Origin of the sequence: Streptomyces sp. NPDC048584 (assembly GCF_043199595.1) — a bacterium.
Classification (GTDB): domain Bacteria; phylum Actinomycetota; class Actinomycetes; order Streptomycetales; family Streptomycetaceae; genus Streptomyces; species Streptomyces edwardsiae.
In genome coordinates this window covers 310,688-328,002 of the sequence record NZ_JBICWF010000002.1, presented here as the reverse complement: position 1 = coordinate 328,002, position 17,315 = coordinate 310,688, and the positions used below count along the sequence as shown (strand labels likewise).

Annotated in this window: 19 protein-coding genes; 12 read left to right on the top strand and 7 right to left on the bottom strand. The window is 71.2% G+C overall.

The window, feature by feature from the left end:
• Nucleotides 1-36 precede the first annotated feature (36 nt).
• Nucleotides 37-738 carry a PH domain-containing protein gene (locus ACGFR9_RS05730; protein ID WP_393203249.1) on the bottom strand — a complete coding sequence of 234 codons (702 nt, stop codon included), beginning with the start codon at nt 736-738 and terminating at the stop codon, nt 37-39.
• 112 nt (nt 739-850) lie between these two features.
• On the opposite strand from ACGFR9_RS05730, the gene deoC reads away from it, so the two are divergent.
• The 3 genes from deoC to ACGFR9_RS05715 are packed head-to-tail and all read left to right on the top strand — an operon-like array spanning nt 851 to nt 4,132.
• Nucleotides 851-1,804: a deoxyribose-phosphate aldolase gene (gene deoC / locus ACGFR9_RS05725; protein WP_393204000.1), complete on the top strand. Its 954-nt coding sequence runs from the start codon at nt 851-853 to the stop codon at nt 1,802-1,804.
• Between the two features lie 5 nt (nt 1,805-1,809).
• Entirely contained in the window at nt 1,810-3,246 is a 1,437-nt protein-coding gene (locus ACGFR9_RS05720; protein ID WP_393203247.1) for an aldehyde dehydrogenase family protein, read from the top strand.
• Nucleotides 3,239-4,132, top strand: a complete 894-nt coding sequence (locus ACGFR9_RS05715) for an aldehyde dehydrogenase family protein (RefSeq protein WP_393203245.1) — start codon at nt 3,239-3,241, stop codon at nt 4,130-4,132. The genes ACGFR9_RS05720 and ACGFR9_RS05715 overlap by 8 nt, the downstream gene beginning before the upstream one ends.
• A 372-nt stretch (nt 4,133-4,504) precedes the next feature.
• On the opposite strand, the gene ACGFR9_RS05710 is transcribed toward ACGFR9_RS05715, so the two are convergent.
• A complete protein-coding gene (locus ACGFR9_RS05710; RefSeq protein ID WP_393203243.1) occupies nt 4,505-4,843 on the bottom strand; it encodes a hypothetical protein in 339 nt (112 codons plus the stop codon).
• A gap of 127 nt (nt 4,844-4,970) precedes the next feature.
• Here ACGFR9_RS05710 and ACGFR9_RS05705 point away from each other — a divergent pair, with 127 nt between their 5' ends.
• Nucleotides 4,971-5,618 (top strand): uridine kinase, encoded by a 648-nt coding sequence (locus tag ACGFR9_RS05705; protein ID WP_393203241.1) that lies wholly within the window; start codon nt 4,971-4,973, stop codon nt 5,616-5,618.
• 279 nt (nt 5,619-5,897) lie between these two features.
• On the opposite strand, the gene ACGFR9_RS05700 is transcribed toward ACGFR9_RS05705, so the two are convergent.
• Complete coding sequence (locus tag ACGFR9_RS05700) at nt 5,898-6,635, bottom strand: SigE family RNA polymerase sigma factor (protein WP_030220668.1); 738 nt, start codon at nt 6,633-6,635, stop codon at nt 5,898-5,900.
• 243 nt (nt 6,636-6,878) lie between these two features.
• On the opposite strand from ACGFR9_RS05700, the gene afsQ1 reads away from it, so the two are divergent.
• The 5 genes from afsQ1 (at nt 6,879) to ACGFR9_RS05675 (ending at nt 10,710) form a co-directional block, all read left to right on the top strand.
• Nucleotides 6,879-7,556: a two-component system response regulator AfsQ1 gene (afsQ1, locus tag ACGFR9_RS05695; RefSeq protein WP_158713693.1), complete on the top strand. Its 678-nt coding sequence runs from the start codon at nt 6,879-6,881 to the stop codon at nt 7,554-7,556.
• Nucleotides 7,553-9,163 carry an ATP-binding protein gene (locus ACGFR9_RS05690; protein WP_393203239.1) on the top strand — a complete coding sequence of 537 codons (1,611 nt, stop codon included), beginning with the start codon at nt 7,553-7,555 and terminating at the stop codon, nt 9,161-9,163. Before afsQ1 ends, ACGFR9_RS05690 begins: the two co-directional genes overlap by 4 nt.
• Complete coding sequence (locus tag ACGFR9_RS05685; protein ID WP_393203237.1) at nt 9,163-9,783, top strand: hypothetical protein; 621 nt, start codon at nt 9,163-9,165, stop codon at nt 9,781-9,783. The genes ACGFR9_RS05690 and ACGFR9_RS05685 overlap by 1 nt, the downstream gene beginning before the upstream one ends.
• Nucleotides 9,784-9,865: 82 nt before the next feature.
• Nucleotides 9,866-10,447: a VanZ family protein gene (locus tag ACGFR9_RS05680; RefSeq protein ID WP_393203235.1), complete on the top strand. Its 582-nt coding sequence runs from the start codon at nt 9,866-9,868 to the stop codon at nt 10,445-10,447.
• Between the two features lie 59 nt (nt 10,448-10,506).
• Nucleotides 10,507-10,710 (top strand): PspC domain-containing protein, encoded by a 204-nt coding sequence (locus ACGFR9_RS05675; RefSeq protein ID WP_030220683.1) that lies wholly within the window; start codon nt 10,507-10,509, stop codon nt 10,708-10,710.
• Nucleotides 10,711-10,798: 88 nt separating this feature from the next.
• Here ACGFR9_RS05675 and ACGFR9_RS05670 read toward each other — a convergent pair whose 3' ends face one another.
• Entirely contained in the window at nt 10,799-11,104 is a 306-nt protein-coding gene (locus tag ACGFR9_RS05670) for an ATP-binding protein (protein WP_393203233.1), read from the bottom strand.
• A 139-nt stretch (nt 11,105-11,243) separates the two neighbouring features.
• Nucleotides 11,244-12,401, bottom strand: a complete 1,158-nt coding sequence (locus tag ACGFR9_RS05665; protein WP_393203231.1) for an adenosine deaminase — start codon at nt 12,399-12,401, stop codon at nt 11,244-11,246.
• A gap of 113 nt (nt 12,402-12,514) precedes the next feature.
• Between ACGFR9_RS05665 and ACGFR9_RS05660 the strand changes: the two genes are divergently transcribed.
• Nucleotides 12,515-13,276 (top strand): alpha/beta hydrolase, encoded by a 762-nt coding sequence (locus tag ACGFR9_RS05660; RefSeq protein WP_393203229.1) that lies wholly within the window; start codon nt 12,515-12,517, stop codon nt 13,274-13,276.
• 158 nt (nt 13,277-13,434) lie between these two features.
• Here ACGFR9_RS05660 and ACGFR9_RS05655 read toward each other — a convergent pair whose 3' ends face one another.
• Nucleotides 13,435-14,397 carry a LysR substrate-binding domain-containing protein gene (locus ACGFR9_RS05655; RefSeq protein ID WP_393203227.1) on the bottom strand — a complete coding sequence of 321 codons (963 nt, stop codon included), beginning with the start codon at nt 14,395-14,397 and terminating at the stop codon, nt 13,435-13,437.
• Nucleotides 14,398-14,460: 63 nt separating this feature from the next.
• Here ACGFR9_RS05655 and ACGFR9_RS05650 point away from each other — a divergent pair, with 63 nt between their 5' ends.
• Nucleotides 14,461-15,753: an MFS transporter gene (locus ACGFR9_RS05650; protein ID WP_393203225.1), complete on the top strand. Its 1,293-nt coding sequence runs from the start codon at nt 14,461-14,463 to the stop codon at nt 15,751-15,753.
• A gap of 194 nt (nt 15,754-15,947) precedes the next feature.
• Complete coding sequence (locus tag ACGFR9_RS05645; protein ID WP_393203223.1) at nt 15,948-16,952, top strand: sigma-70 family RNA polymerase sigma factor; 1,005 nt, start codon at nt 15,948-15,950, stop codon at nt 16,950-16,952.
• On the opposite strand, the gene ACGFR9_RS05640 is transcribed toward ACGFR9_RS05645, so the two are convergent.
• Nucleotides 16,836-17,234 (bottom strand): STAS domain-containing protein, encoded by a 399-nt coding sequence (locus ACGFR9_RS05640; RefSeq protein ID WP_393203999.1) that lies wholly within the window; start codon nt 17,232-17,234, stop codon nt 16,836-16,838. The genes ACGFR9_RS05645 and ACGFR9_RS05640 overlap by 117 nt on opposite strands.
• Nucleotides 17,235-17,315: the final 81 nt, after the last annotated feature.

Sequence of the window (17,315 nt, the reverse complement as noted above, 5' to 3'; positions counted from 1 at the left end):
CCCACGCGGGGCGAGCACGCTCGCCCCGCTCCGCGCTCACGCCATGGCCAGCAGCACCGCCAGCAGTACCGCCCCCGCGGCGACCGGCCCGGCGATCTCGTACGACCAGCGCGCGGTCACCTCACCCTGCGCCGCCTCGGCGTCCTGGCGCCGCTCGTGGGTCTCACGCATCTCCGCCATCGCCCGGTCGCTCTCGTGCCGCCGGTCCGCCTCGGCGGCGCCCCGCGCGTCGCCGCCCTCGCGCGCGGCCCGCGCGGCCGCCCGCGACTCCTGCCGGGCCGCCTTGTTGCGGGCCCGCAGCGAGACCGGGAGCGCCCACAGCTGGTACTTCGCGCCGGCCTCGGTGAAGACCTCGTTGGAGAAACCGGACCGCAGCGAGGCGACCTGCCCCCACGGCAGCACGATCACGCGGAACGGGTTGCGCACGCGCAGCCGGTCGTCGTTCACGAAGACGGCGGGGCGCAGGGTGTAGGCGATGATCAGGGGCACGAGCAGGAGCATCGTGGCGAGGGCCAGCCACGGGGTGCGGCCCTCCCCGGTGACCACCGCGTCCACGCCGAGCCAGCCGATGATGCCGAGCAGCAGCACCCCGCCGACGAGGCCCGCGGGCGAGCGGTAGATCCGGTCCTGGTACGGGGATGTCGCAGTCCCGGAGGCGGGTGCGGAAGCAGGCCGGGATGCGGCCCCGGACGGCTTCGCGGGCTCCGGGTCGGGCGACGGGTGCTCGGAGGTGCTCATACTCCCGATTCTGCACGACGCCCGGGAGCACGCCGTATGCGGTGGAGGCCGGACGGGATTCCCGACGGGGCTGTACAGCCGCTACGCGCGTAGATATGCTCGTCTGGTGACCATGCCCACCACTGCACCACACGCTCTCAGCGACGTCACCGCGTCCGACGGCACGCTGCGCCGCTTCCTCCACGGGCTGCCCGGCGTCGACGCGGTCGGCCTGGAGGCGCGCGCCGCCTCCCTCGGCACCCGTTCGATCAAGACGACCGCGAAGGCGTACGCCATCGACCTCGCCATCTCGATGGTCGACCTGACGACGCTGGAAGGCGCGGACACCCCCGGCAAGGTCCGGGCGCTCGGCGCGAAGGCGGTCCGTCCCGACCCGACCGACCGCACCGCGCCCGCCACGGCAGCGGTCTGCGTCTACCCCGACATGGTGGCCACGGCGAAGGAGGCCGTCGCCGGCTCCGCCGTCAAGGTCGCCTCCGTCGCCACGGCGTTCCCGGCCGGCCGCGCCCCGATCGCCGTGAAGCTGGCGGACGTCCGCGAGGCCGTCGCCGCCGGTGCGGACGAGATCGACATGGTCATCGACCGCGGGGCGTTCCTCGCGGGGAACTACCTGAAGGTGTACGACGAGATCACCGCCGTGAAGGAGGCCTGCGGGACGAGCGCCCGCCTCAAGGTCATCTTCGAGACCGGCGAGCTGTCGACGTACGACAACATCCGCCGCGCCAGCTGGCTCGGCATGCTGGCCGGGGCGGACTTCATCAAGACCTCGACCGGCAAGGTCGCCGTGAACGCGACCCCGGCGAACACCCTCCTCATGCTGGAGGCGGTGCGCGACTTCCGCGCGCAGACCGGCGTGCAGATCGGTGTGAAGCCGGCCGGCGGCATCCGTACGTCGAAGGACGCCATCAAGTTCCTGGTCCTGGTCAACGAGACCGCGGGCGAGGACTGGCTGGACAACCACTGGTTCCGCTTCGGCGCCTCCTCACTGCTGAACGACCTGCTGATGCAGCGTCAGAAGCTGGCCACCGGCCGTTACTCCGGCCCCGACTACGTGACGGTGGACTGATCACCATGGCATCCGCATTCGAGTACGCACCGGCGCCCGAGTCCCGCTCGATCGTCGATCTGGCCCCGTCCTACGGCCTGTTCATCGACGGCGAGTTCACGGACGCGGCCGACGGCAAGGTCTTCAAGACGGTCTCCCCCTCCACGGAGGAGGTCCTCTCCGAGGTCGCCGAGGCCGGTGAGGCGGACGTCGACCGCGCGGTGAGGGCCGCCCGCAAGGCGTTCGAGAAATGGTCGGCACTGCCCGGCTCCGAGCGTGCGAAGTATCTGTTCCGTATCGCCCGCGTCATCCAGGAGCGCAGCCGCGAACTGGCCGTCCTCGAGACGCTGGACAACGGCAAGCCGATCAAGGAGACCCGCGACGCGGACCTCCCCCTGGTCGCCGCCCACTTCTTCTACTACGCGGGCTGGGCCGACAAGCTCGACCACGCCGGCTACGGGGCGAATCCGCGGCCGCTGGGCGTCGCTGGCCAGGTCATCCCCTGGAACTTCCCGCTGCTGATGCTGGCGTGGAAGATCGCCCCGGCGCTCGCGACGGGCAACACGGTGGTGCTGAAGCCCGCCGAGACGACCCCGCTGTCCGCCCTGTTCTTCGCGGACATCTGCCGTCAGGCCGGTCTCCCCAAGGGCGTTGTCAACATCATCACCGGTGACGGCCGTGCCGGAGCCGCACTGATCGCCCATCCGGACGTGAACAAGGTCGCCTTCACGGGCTCCACGGCCGTGGGCAAGCAGATCGCGCGCACGGTCGCGGGCACCCGTAAGAAGGTCACCCTCGAACTGGGCGGCAAGGGCGCCAACATCGTCTTCGACGACGCCCCGATCGACCAGGCCGTCGAGGGCATCGTCAACGGCATCTTCTTCAACCAGGGCCAGGTCTGCTGCGCGGGCAGCCGTCTGCTGGTCCAGGAGTCGATCCACGACGAGCTGCTCGACTCCCTCAAGCGCCGCCTGTCCACGCTCCGCCTCGGCGACCCGCTGGACAAGAACACGGACATCGGCGCGATCAACTCCGCCGAGCAGCTGGCCCGGATCACCGCGCTGGCCGACCAGGGCGAGGCGGAGGGCGCGGAGCGCTGGTCCCCGGCCTGCGAACTCCCGGAGAACGGCTACTGGTTCGCCCCGACGCTGTTCACGAACGTCACCCAGGCGCACACGGTGGCCCGCGACGAGATCTTCGGCCCGGTGCTTTCGGTGCTGACCTTCCGTACGCCGGACGAGGCGGTCGCCAAGGCCAACAACACGCCGTACGGCCTGTCGGCGGGCATCTGGACGGAGAAGGGTTCGCGCATCCTCGCGGTCGCGAACAAGCTCCGTGCGGGCGTCATCTGGTCCAACACGTTCAACAAGTTCGACCCGACCTCGCCGTTCGGCGGTTACAAGGAGTCGGGCTTCGGCCGCGAGGGCGGCCGCCACGGCCTGGAGGCGTACCTCGATGTCTGATCAGAACCGTCTGAGCGTCTTCAAGACCTACAAGCTGTACGTCGGCGGGAAGTTCCCGCGTTCCGAGAGCGGCCGGGTGTACGAGGTGACGGACTCCAAGGGCACGTGGCTGGCCAACGCCCCGCTCTCCTCCCGCAAGGACGCCCGTGACGCGGTGGTCGCCGCACGCAAGGCGTTCGGCGGCTGGTCCGGCGCGACGGCGTACAACCGCGGCCAGATCCTCTACCGCGTCGCGGAGATGCTGGAGGGCCGCCGCGACCAGTACGTCGCGGAGGTCGCCGACGCGGAGGGCCTGTCGAAGTCGAAGGCGGCGGCGCAGGTCGAGGCGGCGATCGACCGCTGGGTCTGGTACGCGGGCTGGACCGACAAGATCGCCCAGGTGGTCGGCGGCGGCAACCCGGTCGCGGGCCCCTTCTTCAACCTGTCCTCCCCGGAGCCGACGGGCGTGGTCGCCGTACTGGCCCCCCAGGAGTCGTCGTTGCTGGGCCTGGTCTCCGTAGTGGCCCCCGTGATCGCGGCGGGCAACACGGCGGTCGTGATCGCCTCGGAGAAGTCCCCCCTCCCCGCCCTCTCCCTCGGCGAGGTCCTGGCCACCTCCGACCTCCCCGGCGGCGTGGTCAACATCCTCTCCGGCCGCACGGCGGAGATCGCCGCCCCGCTCGCCGCGCACCAGGACGTCAACGCGATCGACCTCGCGGGCGCCGACGAGACGCTGGCGAAGGAGCTGGAGATCGCGGCGGCGGACAACCTGAAGCGCGTCCTTCGTCCACAGCCTGTGGACGACTGGTCGGCCACGCCCGGCACGGACCGCATGACGGCGTTCCTGGAAACCAAGACGGTCTGGCACCCGACGGGCTCCCTGGGGGCGTCGGGCTCCGCCTACTGATCCGGCGTTTCCGCACAGCTCACCCGGCCGTCAGGCCCCCGCCTCGATGGGGACTGACGGCCGAGCGCTGTCGAATGCCCAGATGACGAGCCGGGGGACGCCGAGGCCGGCTTGGTGTTCCCCGCCGGTTTCGCGGCACCGAGGGGCACTACCACTGGAGCGCGGTCCTGGGGACTTCTCGAACGGCTGCGCACGAATCCTCCGCCCGCCACGGACAGACCGTCCTCGTTGACGCAATCGCCCATCTCTTCGGCCGGTCCGAATGCCCGGATCGGCCGAACGTCTTCACCATCGCGGACGAGCACGAGTCCGCCCACCGCCCGCTCATGTGAGGGGTACGCCCGGAATCGGGTGACCAACAGTCGACCCGGGTCAGCGTCGCAGCGTGTCCGTCGCCTGTCCCGCCACCGGGATGCTGTCGACCGACGGGGCCTGGGCGACCGGGCCCGTGACCGCCCGGGAGTCGGCCGGGGCGAAGTCGGCGACCTGGGTGCCCACGCCGTTGTCGAGGGGGTCGACGCCTGTGCCGGCCAGGGGGTTGGGCTGGAGGTCCGCGACCGCGCCGACGGAGCTGCGTGCGTCGTCGAGGAGTGTTCCGGAGTCCGCTGCCGCCGCTGTCGCCGTGCCGGTCCCCAGCGCCGCCGCGGCGGTCGCGAGGACGGCCAGGGCGCGTCGGGCGGTCGGCGTCTTGGGTGCCTTGTGTCGGGCCATCGCAGTGCCACCTGTCCGCTTCACTCGGTAATCGGGTCGACGCGAAGAGTAGTTGACGTGTGATGCGCGCTTCAAAGCCGTACCGCCGGGTCTACGCCGCCCGGATGATGCCTCAGACTGGTGTCCTGTGAGTTCCCAGTCGCCCCTCCCCGCGCGAGTCGTGCTGCTCTGCGGCCCCTCCGGCTCCGGCAAGTCCCTCGTCGCGGCCCGTTCCGGTCTGCCCGTGCTGCGTCTCGACGACTTCTACAAGGAGGGCGACGACCCGACCCTCCCCCTGGTGGCGGGCAGTTCCGACATCGACTGGGACCACCCCGGCTCCTGGGACGCGGACATCGCCGTCACCGCGATCGAGCGGCTGTGCCGCTCCCGTCGTACGCCGGTGCCCGTCTACGACCTCTCGCTGAGCGCCCGTACCGGGGAGACCACCGTCGACATCGGCGGTACCCCGCTGTTCATCGCCGAGGGTGTCTTCGCCGCCGAGATCGTCGAGCGGTGCCGTGAACGGGGGCTGCTGGCCGACGCGCTGTGTCTGAGCCGGGGGCCGCTGCGGACGTTCCGGCGGCGGTTCCTGCGGGATCTGCGGGAGGGCCGCAAGTCGGTGCCGTTCCTGTTGCGCCGGGGCTGGCGGCTGATGCGGCTGGAGCGGTCGATCGTCGCCCGTCAGACGGCGCTGGGCGCGTACGCCTGTGACCGCGACGAGGCGCTGGGCCGTCTCGCGAAGGCGGCGGTCGCCGGGCGTTCGGCGATGGGGAGCAGTGCGAGTACGGCGGTGTAGCGAGCGCTCCGCGCACACGAAAGGCGGGACTGGGCGGGCCCCCCGGCCCTTCCAGTCCCGCTGTTTCGCATTCCCCCGTGGTTCCCCGATCCTTCCTGCCCCCCGGATCGGCGGAGGTCCCCCGTGACCCCCTTGCGCTCCCCCGCTTGCCACGACGGCGTCCCCCGACACCCCCGCGTTCTCCCCCGATCGTCACGGTGGCGTCCCCCGACATCCCCGCGACTCCCCCGCTTTGCCACGGCGACGTCCCCCGACACCCCCGCGACTCCCCCGTAACCCTCAGGCGACAAGCTCCCCGAAGGCGTTCTCCTCGTCACGGCCGAAGCTGAGGACCTCGTCCTCGCGCAGCCGGCGGAGCGACCGCCAGATGCTGGACTTCACCGTGCCGACACTGATGCCGAGGATGTCGGCGATCTCCGGGTCCGTGCGGCCCTCGTAGTAGCGCAGCACCAGCATCGTGCGCTGGAGCTCGGGCAGCCGGGCCAGGGCCTGCCACAGGACCGTACGCAGCTCGGTGCCGCGCATCGCGTCCGTGTCACCGGCCGTCTCCGGCAGTTCCTCGGTCGGGTACTCGTTCAGCTTGCGGCGGCGCCACGCGCTGATGTGCAGGTTGGTCATGGTGCGGCGGAGGTATCCGCCGACCGCGGCCTTGTCGCTGATCCGGTCCCACGCCCGGTAGGTCGAGAACAGCGCGCTCTGCAGCAGGTCCTCGGCCTCGAAACGGTCGCCGGTCAGGTGGTAGGCGGTGGCGTACAGGGAGGCGCGGCGCTCCTGGACGTAGGCGGTGAACTCCGCCTCCGACAGCGAGCGGCGCTCCCCCGAGCCCTCCCCGTACGCGCTCCCCCCGTTCGTCTCCCCCGTGGGTGCGTCAACCACCGCCATGATCGTGGTGTGCTGACGCCCGGTGCCGCGGGCGCACCCCCGCATGCCCGCCGCACCGGACTTCTCGGAACCCCGGTGCACGTCGTGCAGTCGCGTGATCACTGCGCTGGAGCTGGTGCCGTGCAGCGTGTTCATCTCGCGCCCCCCGTCGTGGACTTCCGGTGTTCTGCTCCGCTGTTGTGCTTGTGCCGAGAAGCTTGCCGGTGGACCTTCATGGCCGTGTCAGCCGACTGTCACAGGCGTGTCACAGGGGTCGGCCACCGTGGCACCACAGATCCTTCACACGCGTCCGTGCATGAATCGGCATGTATGGGGTCCCCATGGGCATCTGTCGCCCACGGGTCGAACAGGGAGGCCTTCATGGGCCAGAATGAGTGCGTGCCTTCCCTGTTGCTGATCGAGGACGACGACGCCATCCGCACGGCCCTGGAGCTCTCACTGACGCGCCAGGGCCATCGGGTGGCGACCGCTGCCAGTGGTGAGGACGGTCTGAAGCTGCTGCGTGAGCAGCGGCCGGATCTGATCGTGCTGGATGTGATGCTGCCCGGCATCGACGGGTTCGAGGTGTGCCGGCGCATCCGGCGCACGGACCAGTTGCCGATCATCCTGCTGACCGCGCGCACCGACGACATCGACGTGGTGGTCGGGCTGGAGTCCGGCGCCGACGACTATGTCGTCAAACCGGTGCAGGGGCGGGTGCTGGACGCCCGGATCCGGGCGGTGCTGCGGCGCGGGGAGCGCGAGTCCAGTGACTCGGCGACCTTCGGCAGCCTCGTCATCGACCGTTCCGCGATGACGGTGACGAAGAACGGCGAGGATCTGCAGCTCACCCCGACCGAGCTGCGGCTGCTGCTCGAGCTGAGCCGGCGGCCGGGACAGGCGCTGTCCCGGCAGCAGTTGCTGCGGCTGGTGTGGGAGCACGACTACCTGGGCGACTCCCGACTGGTGGACGCGTGTGTGCAGCGGCTGCGCGCCAAGGTCGAGGACGTGCCGTCGTCCCCGACCCTGATCCGTACCGTGCGCGGTGTCGGCTACCGGCTGGACCCGCCTCAGTGACACAGGAGCACCAGGGGGGAAGCCGCGGCTGGTCCGCGGCGCGCAAGGGAGTCTGGTCACGGCTGCGCTTCACCAGCCTGCGGCTGCGCCTGGTCGTGGTGTTCGGGCTGGTCGCGCTCACGGCTGCGGTGTCCGCGTCCGGTATCGCGTACTGGCTGAACCGCGAGTCGGTGCTGACACGTACCCAGGACGCGGTGCTGCGCGACTTCGAGCAGGAGATGCGCAACCGGGCGGGCACGCTGCCCGAGCGTCCGACGCAGGACGAACTGCAGCGTACGGCGGGCCAGATGGCCACCAGTAGTCAGCGCTTCACCGTGCTGCTGGTCGCCGAGAACCCCGACGGGCGGACGGTGTACGGCAGTTCGGGCGGGCTGAACGGCTTCTCGCTGAAGGACGTGCCGGCGTCGCTGCGTGAGGCGGTGACCGAGCGGCAGGAGATCACGTCGACGAACAAGTATCCGCACCATCTGTACTGGCAGCGGATCGTCGACGACGGCACCCCGTATCTGGTGGCGGGGACGCGGCTGATCGGCGGCGGGCCGACCGGCTACATGCTGAAGTCGCTGGAGCCGGAGGCGAAGGACCTCAACTCGCTGGCCTGGTCGCTGGGGATCGCCACCGGTCTGGCGCTGATAGGTTCCGCGCTGCTCGCGCACGCGGCGGCCACGACGGTGCTGAAGCCGGTGCAGCGGCTCGGGGTGGCCGCGCGGCGGCTCGGCGAGGGGAAGCTGGACACCCGGCTCAGGGTCTCCGGCACCGATGAACTCGCGGATCTGTCACGGACGTTCAACAAGGCGGCCGAGGCGCTGGAGAAACGGGTGGCGGACATGGCCGGCCGTGACGAGGCGTCCCGGCGGTTCGTGGCCGACATGAGCCATGAGCTGCGTACGCCACTGACCGCGATCACGGCCGTGACCGAAGTGCTGGAAGAGGAGCTGGAGTTCGAGAACGGCGGATTCGATCCGATGATCGAGCCCGCGGTACGGCTGGTGGTGAGCGAGACCCGGCGGCTGAACGACCTGGTGGAGAACCTGATGGAGGTCACCCGCTTCGACGCGGGCACCGCCCGGCTGGTCCTCGACGACGTCGACATCGCCGACCAGATCACCGCCTGCATCGACGCGCGGGCCTGGCTGGACGCGGTCGACCTGGACGCCGAACGCGGCATCCACGCACGGATCGACCCGCGCAGGCTCGATGTGATCCTCGCGAACCTCATCGGCAACGCGCTCAAGCACGGCGGGTCGCCGGTACGGGTGGCGGTACGGGTCGACGACACGGACGACACCGGGGACGGGAACGGGGACGGGGACGCGTTGGTCATCGAGGTGCGGGACCACGGGCCGGGCATCCCGGAGGAGGTCCTGCCGCACGTCTTCGACCGCTTCTACAAGGCGAGTGCCTCCCGGCCGCGTTCGGAGGGCAGCGGTCTGGGTCTGTCCATCGCGCTGGAGAACGCCCATATCCACGGCGGCGAGATCACCGCGGCCAACTCCCCGGAGGGCGGCGCGGTGTTCACGCTGCGGCTGCCGCGGGACGTGTCCGCGCGGGACGCTTCGGAGAAAACCGGCGACGTCGGGGACGAGGGCGCCGAGGGGGACGCCTGATGAACCTAGGGACTGCTGTACGGCGTGCGCGCGGACCGCTCGCGGTGGGGGCGCTGGCGGCGCTGCTCGCCGGGTGCGGGATACGGGCCACGGAGGTGCCGACCGACTTCGGTCCGGCACCGTCACGGGCCCGCTGCTCACCGGCCACGCCGGAGGTGACGACGCAGGCGCAGCGGGGGCTGCCGGTTCAGGTGTTCCTGCTGTGCGGGTCCTCGCTGGTGGCCGTCGACCGGACGGTGCGGGTGCCGGAGGGGGCGGCGGACTCGCGGCGGGCCGTGGTGGCTCAGGGGCTGCTGGACGAGCTCTCGCAGAAGCCGTCGGCCGCCGAGGAGCAAGCCGGGTACAGCACGCGGGTGCGCAGCGGGACGGCCGTGAGCGGTCCGCGCTCCGGTGATCCGGAGGACACACTGCGGCTGAGCACGGCGCCGGGGAGCCTCACGCCCGCCGGGCTGGCGCAGATCGTGTGCACGTTCTCCGACTCGGCGGCGGCCGAGGGGGACGGCTCGGTGATCCTGGGCGGCCCCGACGACACCCGGCCGCGCCGCTACCGGTGCACGGACGAGGTCCGGTCGAGTCCGGACGCCGGGGAGCCGCCGTCCTCCGAGGTCACCGACGAGTGAGCGCCCGCTGTGGCGCATGCCTCATACGGTGAACGGGTGACATCCCGGAACCGATCGTGCCGAACGCCGCGTCTAGGGGGTCGTGCAGCGTCAAGGCTTCATCGGCGGATCCGCCGCGACCCGTATCCATGTGGCAGGAGGTGTCCTCCTGGCCGTGTATCTCGCGTTCGTCGCCTGGTACACGCTGCGCCCCCTGGACGTCCCCTGGGTGATGCCCGCCAGTCTGCGGCCGCTGGACGGCATCCGCGGCGACTTCGCGCAGGGATGGCGGACGGGAATCCGCCGGCTCGGTGAGGGTCTGGTGCTGCTCGCGCCGCTGGGCGTGCTGCTGCCGATGGCCGGGGGCCGGCTGACCGTGTCGCGGCTGGGTTCGCTGATCCGCACCATGACGGCGACCGCGCTGGTGTCGCTGGCGATCGAGATGCTGCAGACGGCGGTGCCGGGGCAGGTCGTGGACGTCGACTCGCTGCTGCTGAACACGGCGGGCGCGGCGCTCGCGCACGCGGCGGTGGTGCCCGCGGGCCGTGCCTGGCTGCGCCGCCGGGTGGTACGTCGGTCCGGCAGGGCCCTTCTTCCGGAGGAGCCGGCTCAGGGTAGGACCCCGACGATTCCCAGGGTCGGGATCGCCCCATGGAGCGACGCTTTGCCCCCTTCGTCTCCGTAACGTGGAGGGTAGAGAGGCAGCCGGTCGGGAGGCCTCGCACCGTCCACCAGGGAGCAGTCATGAGCAGCCTCGCACGCCCCACCCACGACCGCATGATCGGCGGAGTGTGCGCCGCGCTGGCCCGGCGTTTCGGCACCTCCGCGTCCACGATGCGGGTGATCTTCCTGCTGTCGTGTCTGCTGCCCGGGCCGCAGTTCCTGCTGTACATAGCGCTGTGGATCCTCTTGCCCTCGGAGGACAAGACACGGGCGGCCGCCTGGTGACGCCGTAGCACCGTCTCCGGCGCGTACGCCGACGGGGCGCGGCCCGGTTTCCGGGTCGCGCCCCGTCGGTACGGTGCGGTGCGGCCGGTCAGGCGCCGAGCGGGGCTCCGTTGAGGGTGACGCCCTGGGTGGGCAGGTTCTGCAGCGGCAGGCCGCCGAGCAGACCGGTGGCCGGTGCGGCGGGGCTCGCCAGCTCCTGGCCCGCCGCCAGCGCGTTCTCCGACTCGGGCAGCGCGGTGGTCACCTTCTCCGCCGGTACGGCCTGGGTGACGGTGTCCAGTGCCGGGGCGGCGTCCGGGAGGGCCGGGGCGGCGTTGGCGGCGCCGGCCCCGGCGGCGGCGAAGGCGGCACCCAGAGCGGCGACACCGAGGGTCTTGGCAGCAGACTGCTTCATGTAAATGCGTCCTCGAAATGGGATACGGGGATGTGAGCGGTGCTGAGACCGTAATCACCGCCGCTCTCCGCCGCAAACAGCGAAATGCGGACGAAATGTGAACGACGGCCGCCTTCCCGTTTTCCCGTGAAAGCCGCCCTCAGCCCTCCGCCGCCGTAGAGTCGCTGGTGGAGACGGTCTGACGGAACAGCCATTCGGATTTCAGCTCGGCATAACCGGGCTTGACGACGTCATTGATCATGGCCAGTCGTTCATCGAAAGGAATGAACGCTGATTTCATCGCATTGACGGAGAACCACTGCATGTCGTCGAGCGTGTAACCGAATGCGTCGACCAGGTGCTCGAATTCCCGGCTCATGGTGGTGTGGGACATCAGCCGGTTGTCCGTGTTCACCGTCGCCCGGAAGTGCAGCCGGCGCAGCAGCCCGATGGGATGCTCGGCGTAGGAGGCCGCCGCCCCGGTCTGTAGATTGGAACTGGGGCACAGTTCCAGTGGGATCCGCTTGTCCCGGACGTAGGAGGCGAGCCGGCCGAGTTCCACCGTGCCGTCGTCGCGGACCCGGATGTCGTCGATGATGCGCACCCCGTGCCCCAACCGGTCGGCGCCGCACCACTGCAGGGCCTGCCAGATGGACGGCAGTCCGAACGCCTCACCGGCGTGGATCGTGAAGTGGTTGTTCTCCCGCTTCAGATACTCGAAGGCGTCGAGGTGCCGGGTGGGCGGGTAACCGGCCTCGGCGCCCGCGATGTCGAAGCCGACGACGCCCAGATCCCGGTAGCGGTTGGCGAGTTCGGCGATCTCCAGGGCGCGGGCGGCGTGCCGCATCGCGGTGAGCAGGGCGCCGACCCGGATGCGGCGGCCGTTCCCCTTCGCGCGCCGCTCCCCCAGCCGGAAGCCCTCGTTGACCGCCTCGACGACCTCCTCGAGGGTGAGCCCGCCCGTGAGGTGCTGCTCCGGGGCGTAGCGCACCTCGGCGTAGACGACACCGTCCTCGGCGAGGTCCTCGGCACACTCGGCGGCGACCCGGACGAGCGCGTCGCGGGTCTGCATGACCCCGACGGTGTGGGAGAAGGTCTCCAGGTACCGCTCCAGGGAACCCGAGTCGGCGGCCTCCCGGAACCAGACGCCGAGCTTCTCCGGGTCGGTCTCCGGGAGCTGGTCGTAGCCGTTCTCACGGGCGAGTTCGACGATCGTGGCGGGACGCAGGCCGCCGTCGAGATGGTCGTGCAGCAGAACCTTGGGCGCCCGGCGGATCTGCTCCGTCGTCGGGGTGTTCGCGATGGTCTGGCTCGTCATTTCCGCACTCTAACTCCTACGCGCGTAGATCACCGGGCGGGCGCGGGCGCCGATACGTAACAGTGATCGCACGGCCGGGTGGAGTACACCCGCACTTCTGAGAATGTTCTGTCATGGCACAGGAAGCGATGCCGGTCCGCACGGCCCGGCTGGGGAGGGCGCACGGCCCGGAGCCGTTGGCGGTGAGCGGAGTGGTTCTGCTGCTCCCGAGCGGTGAGGAGGTCTCCGGCCGCAGACCGTCGGCCATGCTGGCGGCAGCCTCCGTACGCGCTCTCGGACGCCGGCTCACCCGCGCGGGCCGGGACCAGAGCCTGGCGGCCCATGCCGTCCACTACCGCTACCGGGGCTGGAACGGCAGCGAGGCGCATCTCGCGCGCGATGCCGCGTGGGCCGCCGACGAGGCCGTACGACGCTACGGCGATGTCCCCGTCTGCCTCGCCGGAGTCGGCATGGGCGGCCGGGCGGCGCTCCGCGCGGCGGGCCACGAGGCCGTCAACTCCGTGCTGGCGCTGGCCCCCTGGCTGCCGGAGGAGGATGTGGCGGTGCCACCCGAACCGGTGAAGCAGCTCGCGGGGCGGCGGGTGATGATCGTGCACGGTACGAACGACGCGCGCAGTGATCCTGAACTGTCGTTCCGGCTGGCGGCTCGGGCGAAGAAGGCGAACCGGGAGGTGTGCCGGTTCGAAGTCCATGCGGACGGGCACGGGTTGAGTCAGTACCGGGGGGAAGTGCTGGCGCTGGCGGAGGACTTCGTGATGGGGGCGCTGTTCGGGCGGGCGTTCTCCCGGCCGGTGCAGGATGCGCTGGCCGCGCCTCCGCCGTTGGGGTTGCGGATGCCGCTGGCCGCGGGGTTCGGGGAGTCCTTGCGGCGCTAGCGCCGGGTGGGGTGTGTCGTTGCGCGGCTGCGGGCCGGTGGGGGCTGGTCGCGCCCGCGCGGCGGAGCCGCATAGCGATACAGCCCCGCGCCCCCAGGTGAGTCGCCCCTGCGCCGACGACGAGTGACTCCTCCTTGAGTCGGGAACAAGCCGCCCCCTCAGGTCGGGAGCAGGGTGCCTCTCTTGCTCAGCAGGAACTTCTTGAAGGCCGCTACCGGGGGTGTGTCCGGGTGGCCGGCCAGCCATGCCACGCCGATCTCCCTTGCCGCCCTGGGGGCTGTGACCGTCAGTTCCGCCACTCCTGGGCGGGGGAAGGCCGGTGGGGGGAGGAGGGCCACGCCCAGGCCTGCTGCCACCAGGCCGCGGAGGGTCTCGGCTTCCTCGCCCTCGAAGGCGATACGGGGTTTGAAGCCGGCCTGGGCGCAGAGGTCGTCGGTGATGCGGCGGAGACCGTAGCCGGGTTCCAGGGTCACGAAGGTCTCGTCCGCGGCCTCGGCGAGGCGGATACGGCGGCGGGCGGCGAGGCGGTGGTCGACGGGGACGACCAGGCGCAGCTTCTGCTCGTCGAGGCGGCGGGCGACGAGGTCCGGGGCGTCGGGCACCGGGGAGGTCAGGCACAGGTCGAGTTCGCCCGCGCGCAGGCGTTCCAGCATGGCCTCGCCGTAGTTCTGGACGAGACTGAAGCGGATGCGCGGATGATCGGCGCGGAAGGCGTGCAGCAGGCCGGGTACGGTCTCGGCGCCCATGGTGTGCAGAAAGCCGAAGGCGACCTTGCCGGTGGCGGGGTCGGCGTCGGCGCGGACCTCGTCGGCGGCCCGCTCGATCTCCGCGAGCGCGCGTTCGACGGAGGTGAGGAAGGTGCGGCCGGCCGGGGTGAGGGAGACCGTACGGCCGTGGCGGGCGAACAGTTCGACACCCAGGTCCTGTTCGAGGCGGACCATCGCGCGGGACAGGGTCGACTGCGGGACCTGCATCTCCTGGGCGGCCCGGGTGACGTGCTCGGTGCGGGCGACACCGGCGAAGTAGGCGAGGCGGGGTGCGAGCAGCCTCGACATGTCGTCCGTGTCTTGTGTGTCACCGGTCTGTGACAGCCGACTCTGTGACCTCTGCTGATGCACCATGGGAACGATTATGGCGATTCCATGCATTGGACGGATCAGCGGGGGCGTACGTAACTTCGAGGCATGACTCCCGCCAGTACCGGGGCGTCCACCAGTGTGGACGCCGTCACAGCCGTTCCCTCGACCTCTTCTGCCCAGCCCGTCTCCGAGACCCGGATGTCCCCGGGCGGGCCCGGCTACCGCCGGATGAGTCTGGCCCTGTTCCTCGCGGGCGTCGCGACCTTCGCGCTCCTGTACTCCACCCAGGCCCTGCTGCCGCTGATCTCCGGCGACTTCGCCGTGAGCGCGAGTGACGCGAGCTGGACGGTGGCGGGGGCCACGGGTGGGCTGGCGCTGTTCGTCCTGCCGATGAGCGCGCTGTCGGAACGTTTTGGACGGCGTACGGTCATGACGGCGTCCCTGGCCGTCGCGGTGACCCTCGGACTGCTGGTGCCGTTCGCGCCGTCGCTGGGCGCGCTGGTGGTACTGCGGGCACTGCAGGGTGCGGCGCTGGCCGGGCTTCCGGCGTCGGCGACCGCGTATCTCGCGGAGGAGGTCACGCCGAAGGCGCTGGTGACGGCGATCGGGCTGTTCGTCGCCGGTAACAGTGTCGGCGGGATGAGCGGCCGGGTGATCACCGGCTGGGTGGCGCAGGAGTGGGGCTGGCGGGTCGCCGTCGGGGTGATCGGTGTGGTCGCGGTGGCGTGCGCGGTCGCCTTCCGGCTGCTGCTGCCGGCGCCGCGGCACTTCCGGGCGGGTTCGCTGCGGCCGGGTGTGCTGGTGCGGACCGTGCGCGAGCATCTCTCCCATCCGCTGCTGCGGCGGCTGTACGCGATCGGCGCGCTGTTCATGACGGTGTTCGGCGGGGTGTACACGGTGATCGGGTACCGGCTGACGTCGGCGCCGTTCTCGTTGCCGCAGGGGATCGTCGGTTCGATCTTCCTGGTGTATCTGGTGGGCACGGTGTCGGCGTCGGCCGCCGGGCGGCTGGTGGGGCGGCTGGGGCGCCGGGGTGCGCTGTACGCGGGCGGTGGGACGACCGCGGCGGGGCTGGTGCTGTCGCTGGCGGAGTCGTTGCCGGTGGTGCTGCTGGGGCTGGTGCTGATCACCGGGGGGTTCTTCGCGGGGCATGCGGTGGCGTCGTCGGCGGTGGGGAAGACGGCGACGGTGGGGCGGGCACAGGCGTCCGCGCTGTATCAGTCGGCGTATTACGTGGGGTCGAGTGTGGGGAGCACGGTGGGGGCGGTCGCGTTCCACGCGGGGGGCTGGGGCGGGACGGTGGCCGTCGGGCTGGTGGCTGTGGCGGGGGTTGCGGGGATCACTCTGGCGGGGACGCGGGCTGCTGCGCGGGCGGGTGTGGTGCGGGCGGCGGCTTGAGCCGTCTTTTCCGCCCCCGCCGCCCCTTCCCGTCCCGAACCCGGTGCTCCGCCCCGGACCCCGCTCCTCGAACGCCGGAAGGGCCGGAATCTCGCCTGACCTGCGCGGTCGTTCGTACGGCGGGCCGTTGTCAGTGGGCTGGGGTAGCTTCCGGAGTGGTGGACCGCTACGACACCACATGGGGTGGGTGGACGATGACGACCGAGACCGACCTGGACACCAGGCTCGAGCAGTACCGGGTCGAACTGACCGGTTACTGCTACCGAATGCTCGGCTCCTCCTTCGAGGCGGAGGACGCGGTGCAGGACACGATGATCCGCGCCTGGCGCAGCTACGACAAGTTCGAGGGCCGCTCCAGCCTCCGCTCCTGGCTGTACCGCATCGCGACCAACGTATGCCTCGACATGCTGACGGCGGGCAACAAGCGGGCCCGCCCGATGGACCTGACCGAGTCCACCCCGCTGGCCCGGGCCGCGCTGTCGCCCCGCCCGGACCACACCTGGCTGGAGCCGATGCCCGACGCCCGCGTGCTGCCCGCCCCCGCCGACCCGGCGGAGGCGGCGGTCGCCAAGGAGTCGGTGCGGCTGGCGTTCATGGCCGCGCTGCAGCAACTGCCGGCCAAGCAGCGAGCGGTGCTGATCCTCCGGGAGGTGCTGGCCTGGAAGGCGAGCGAGGTCGCCGAACTGCTCGGCACCTCGGTCGCTTCGGTGAACAGCGCGCTCCAGCGGGCCCGGGCGACGCTGGCGGAGCGTCGGCAGCCGGGCGAGGACGCGTCGGTATCCGACCCGCTGGACGAGGAGCAGCAGAAGCTGCTGGAGCGCTATGTGGCCGCGTTCGAGGGGTACGACATGTCGGCGCTGACCACGCTGCTGCACGAGGACGCCATCATGACGATGCCGCCGTTCGACCTGTGGCTGACCGGCGTCGACGACATCACGGGCTTCATGACGACGCTGGGCGCGCCCTGCGCGAACTCCCGGCTGATACCGGTGGAGGTCAACGGGCTGCCGGGGTTCGCCCAGTACAAGCCCGACCCGGAGGCCGGCGGCTATCTGCCCTGGGCGGTCCAGGTGCTGGAGATCTCAGACGGCCGGATCACCGGGTTCCACTGCTTCCTCGACACCAAGCGGTGGTTCCCGCTGTTCGGGCTGCCCCTCCATCTCGAAGCGGAGGCCGACCAGGTCGAGCAGGACGCATAGCGCCGGGGAGGGGTCCCGCAGCCGTATCCGGCCGCCGGCCCGGCGGGCGGTGAGCTGGAGCCGGGCGAGCAGGTTCACGGTGGCGAGACCGGCCGGGCCCAGCCCGGCCACATCGCACACGACGACACCCCCCGAGCCCCCGCCGCCGGCGTCCAGCAGCGCCCGCAGAGCGTCGCAGGGCCCGCTCACCTCGTCCCGGGAGACAAGGGGGCCGGCGAGCACGAGTACGGGCGGTGTCATGGCGTCCACGATCGGTAGACCGGGCGAGGGCGGGTAACTCATCGCGCCGGGGGCCGGGCCGTAGGGATCACCTTGACCTGGGCGCATCCGTCCCCGGAGGGTTGGGTGTATGCGCCATAGATC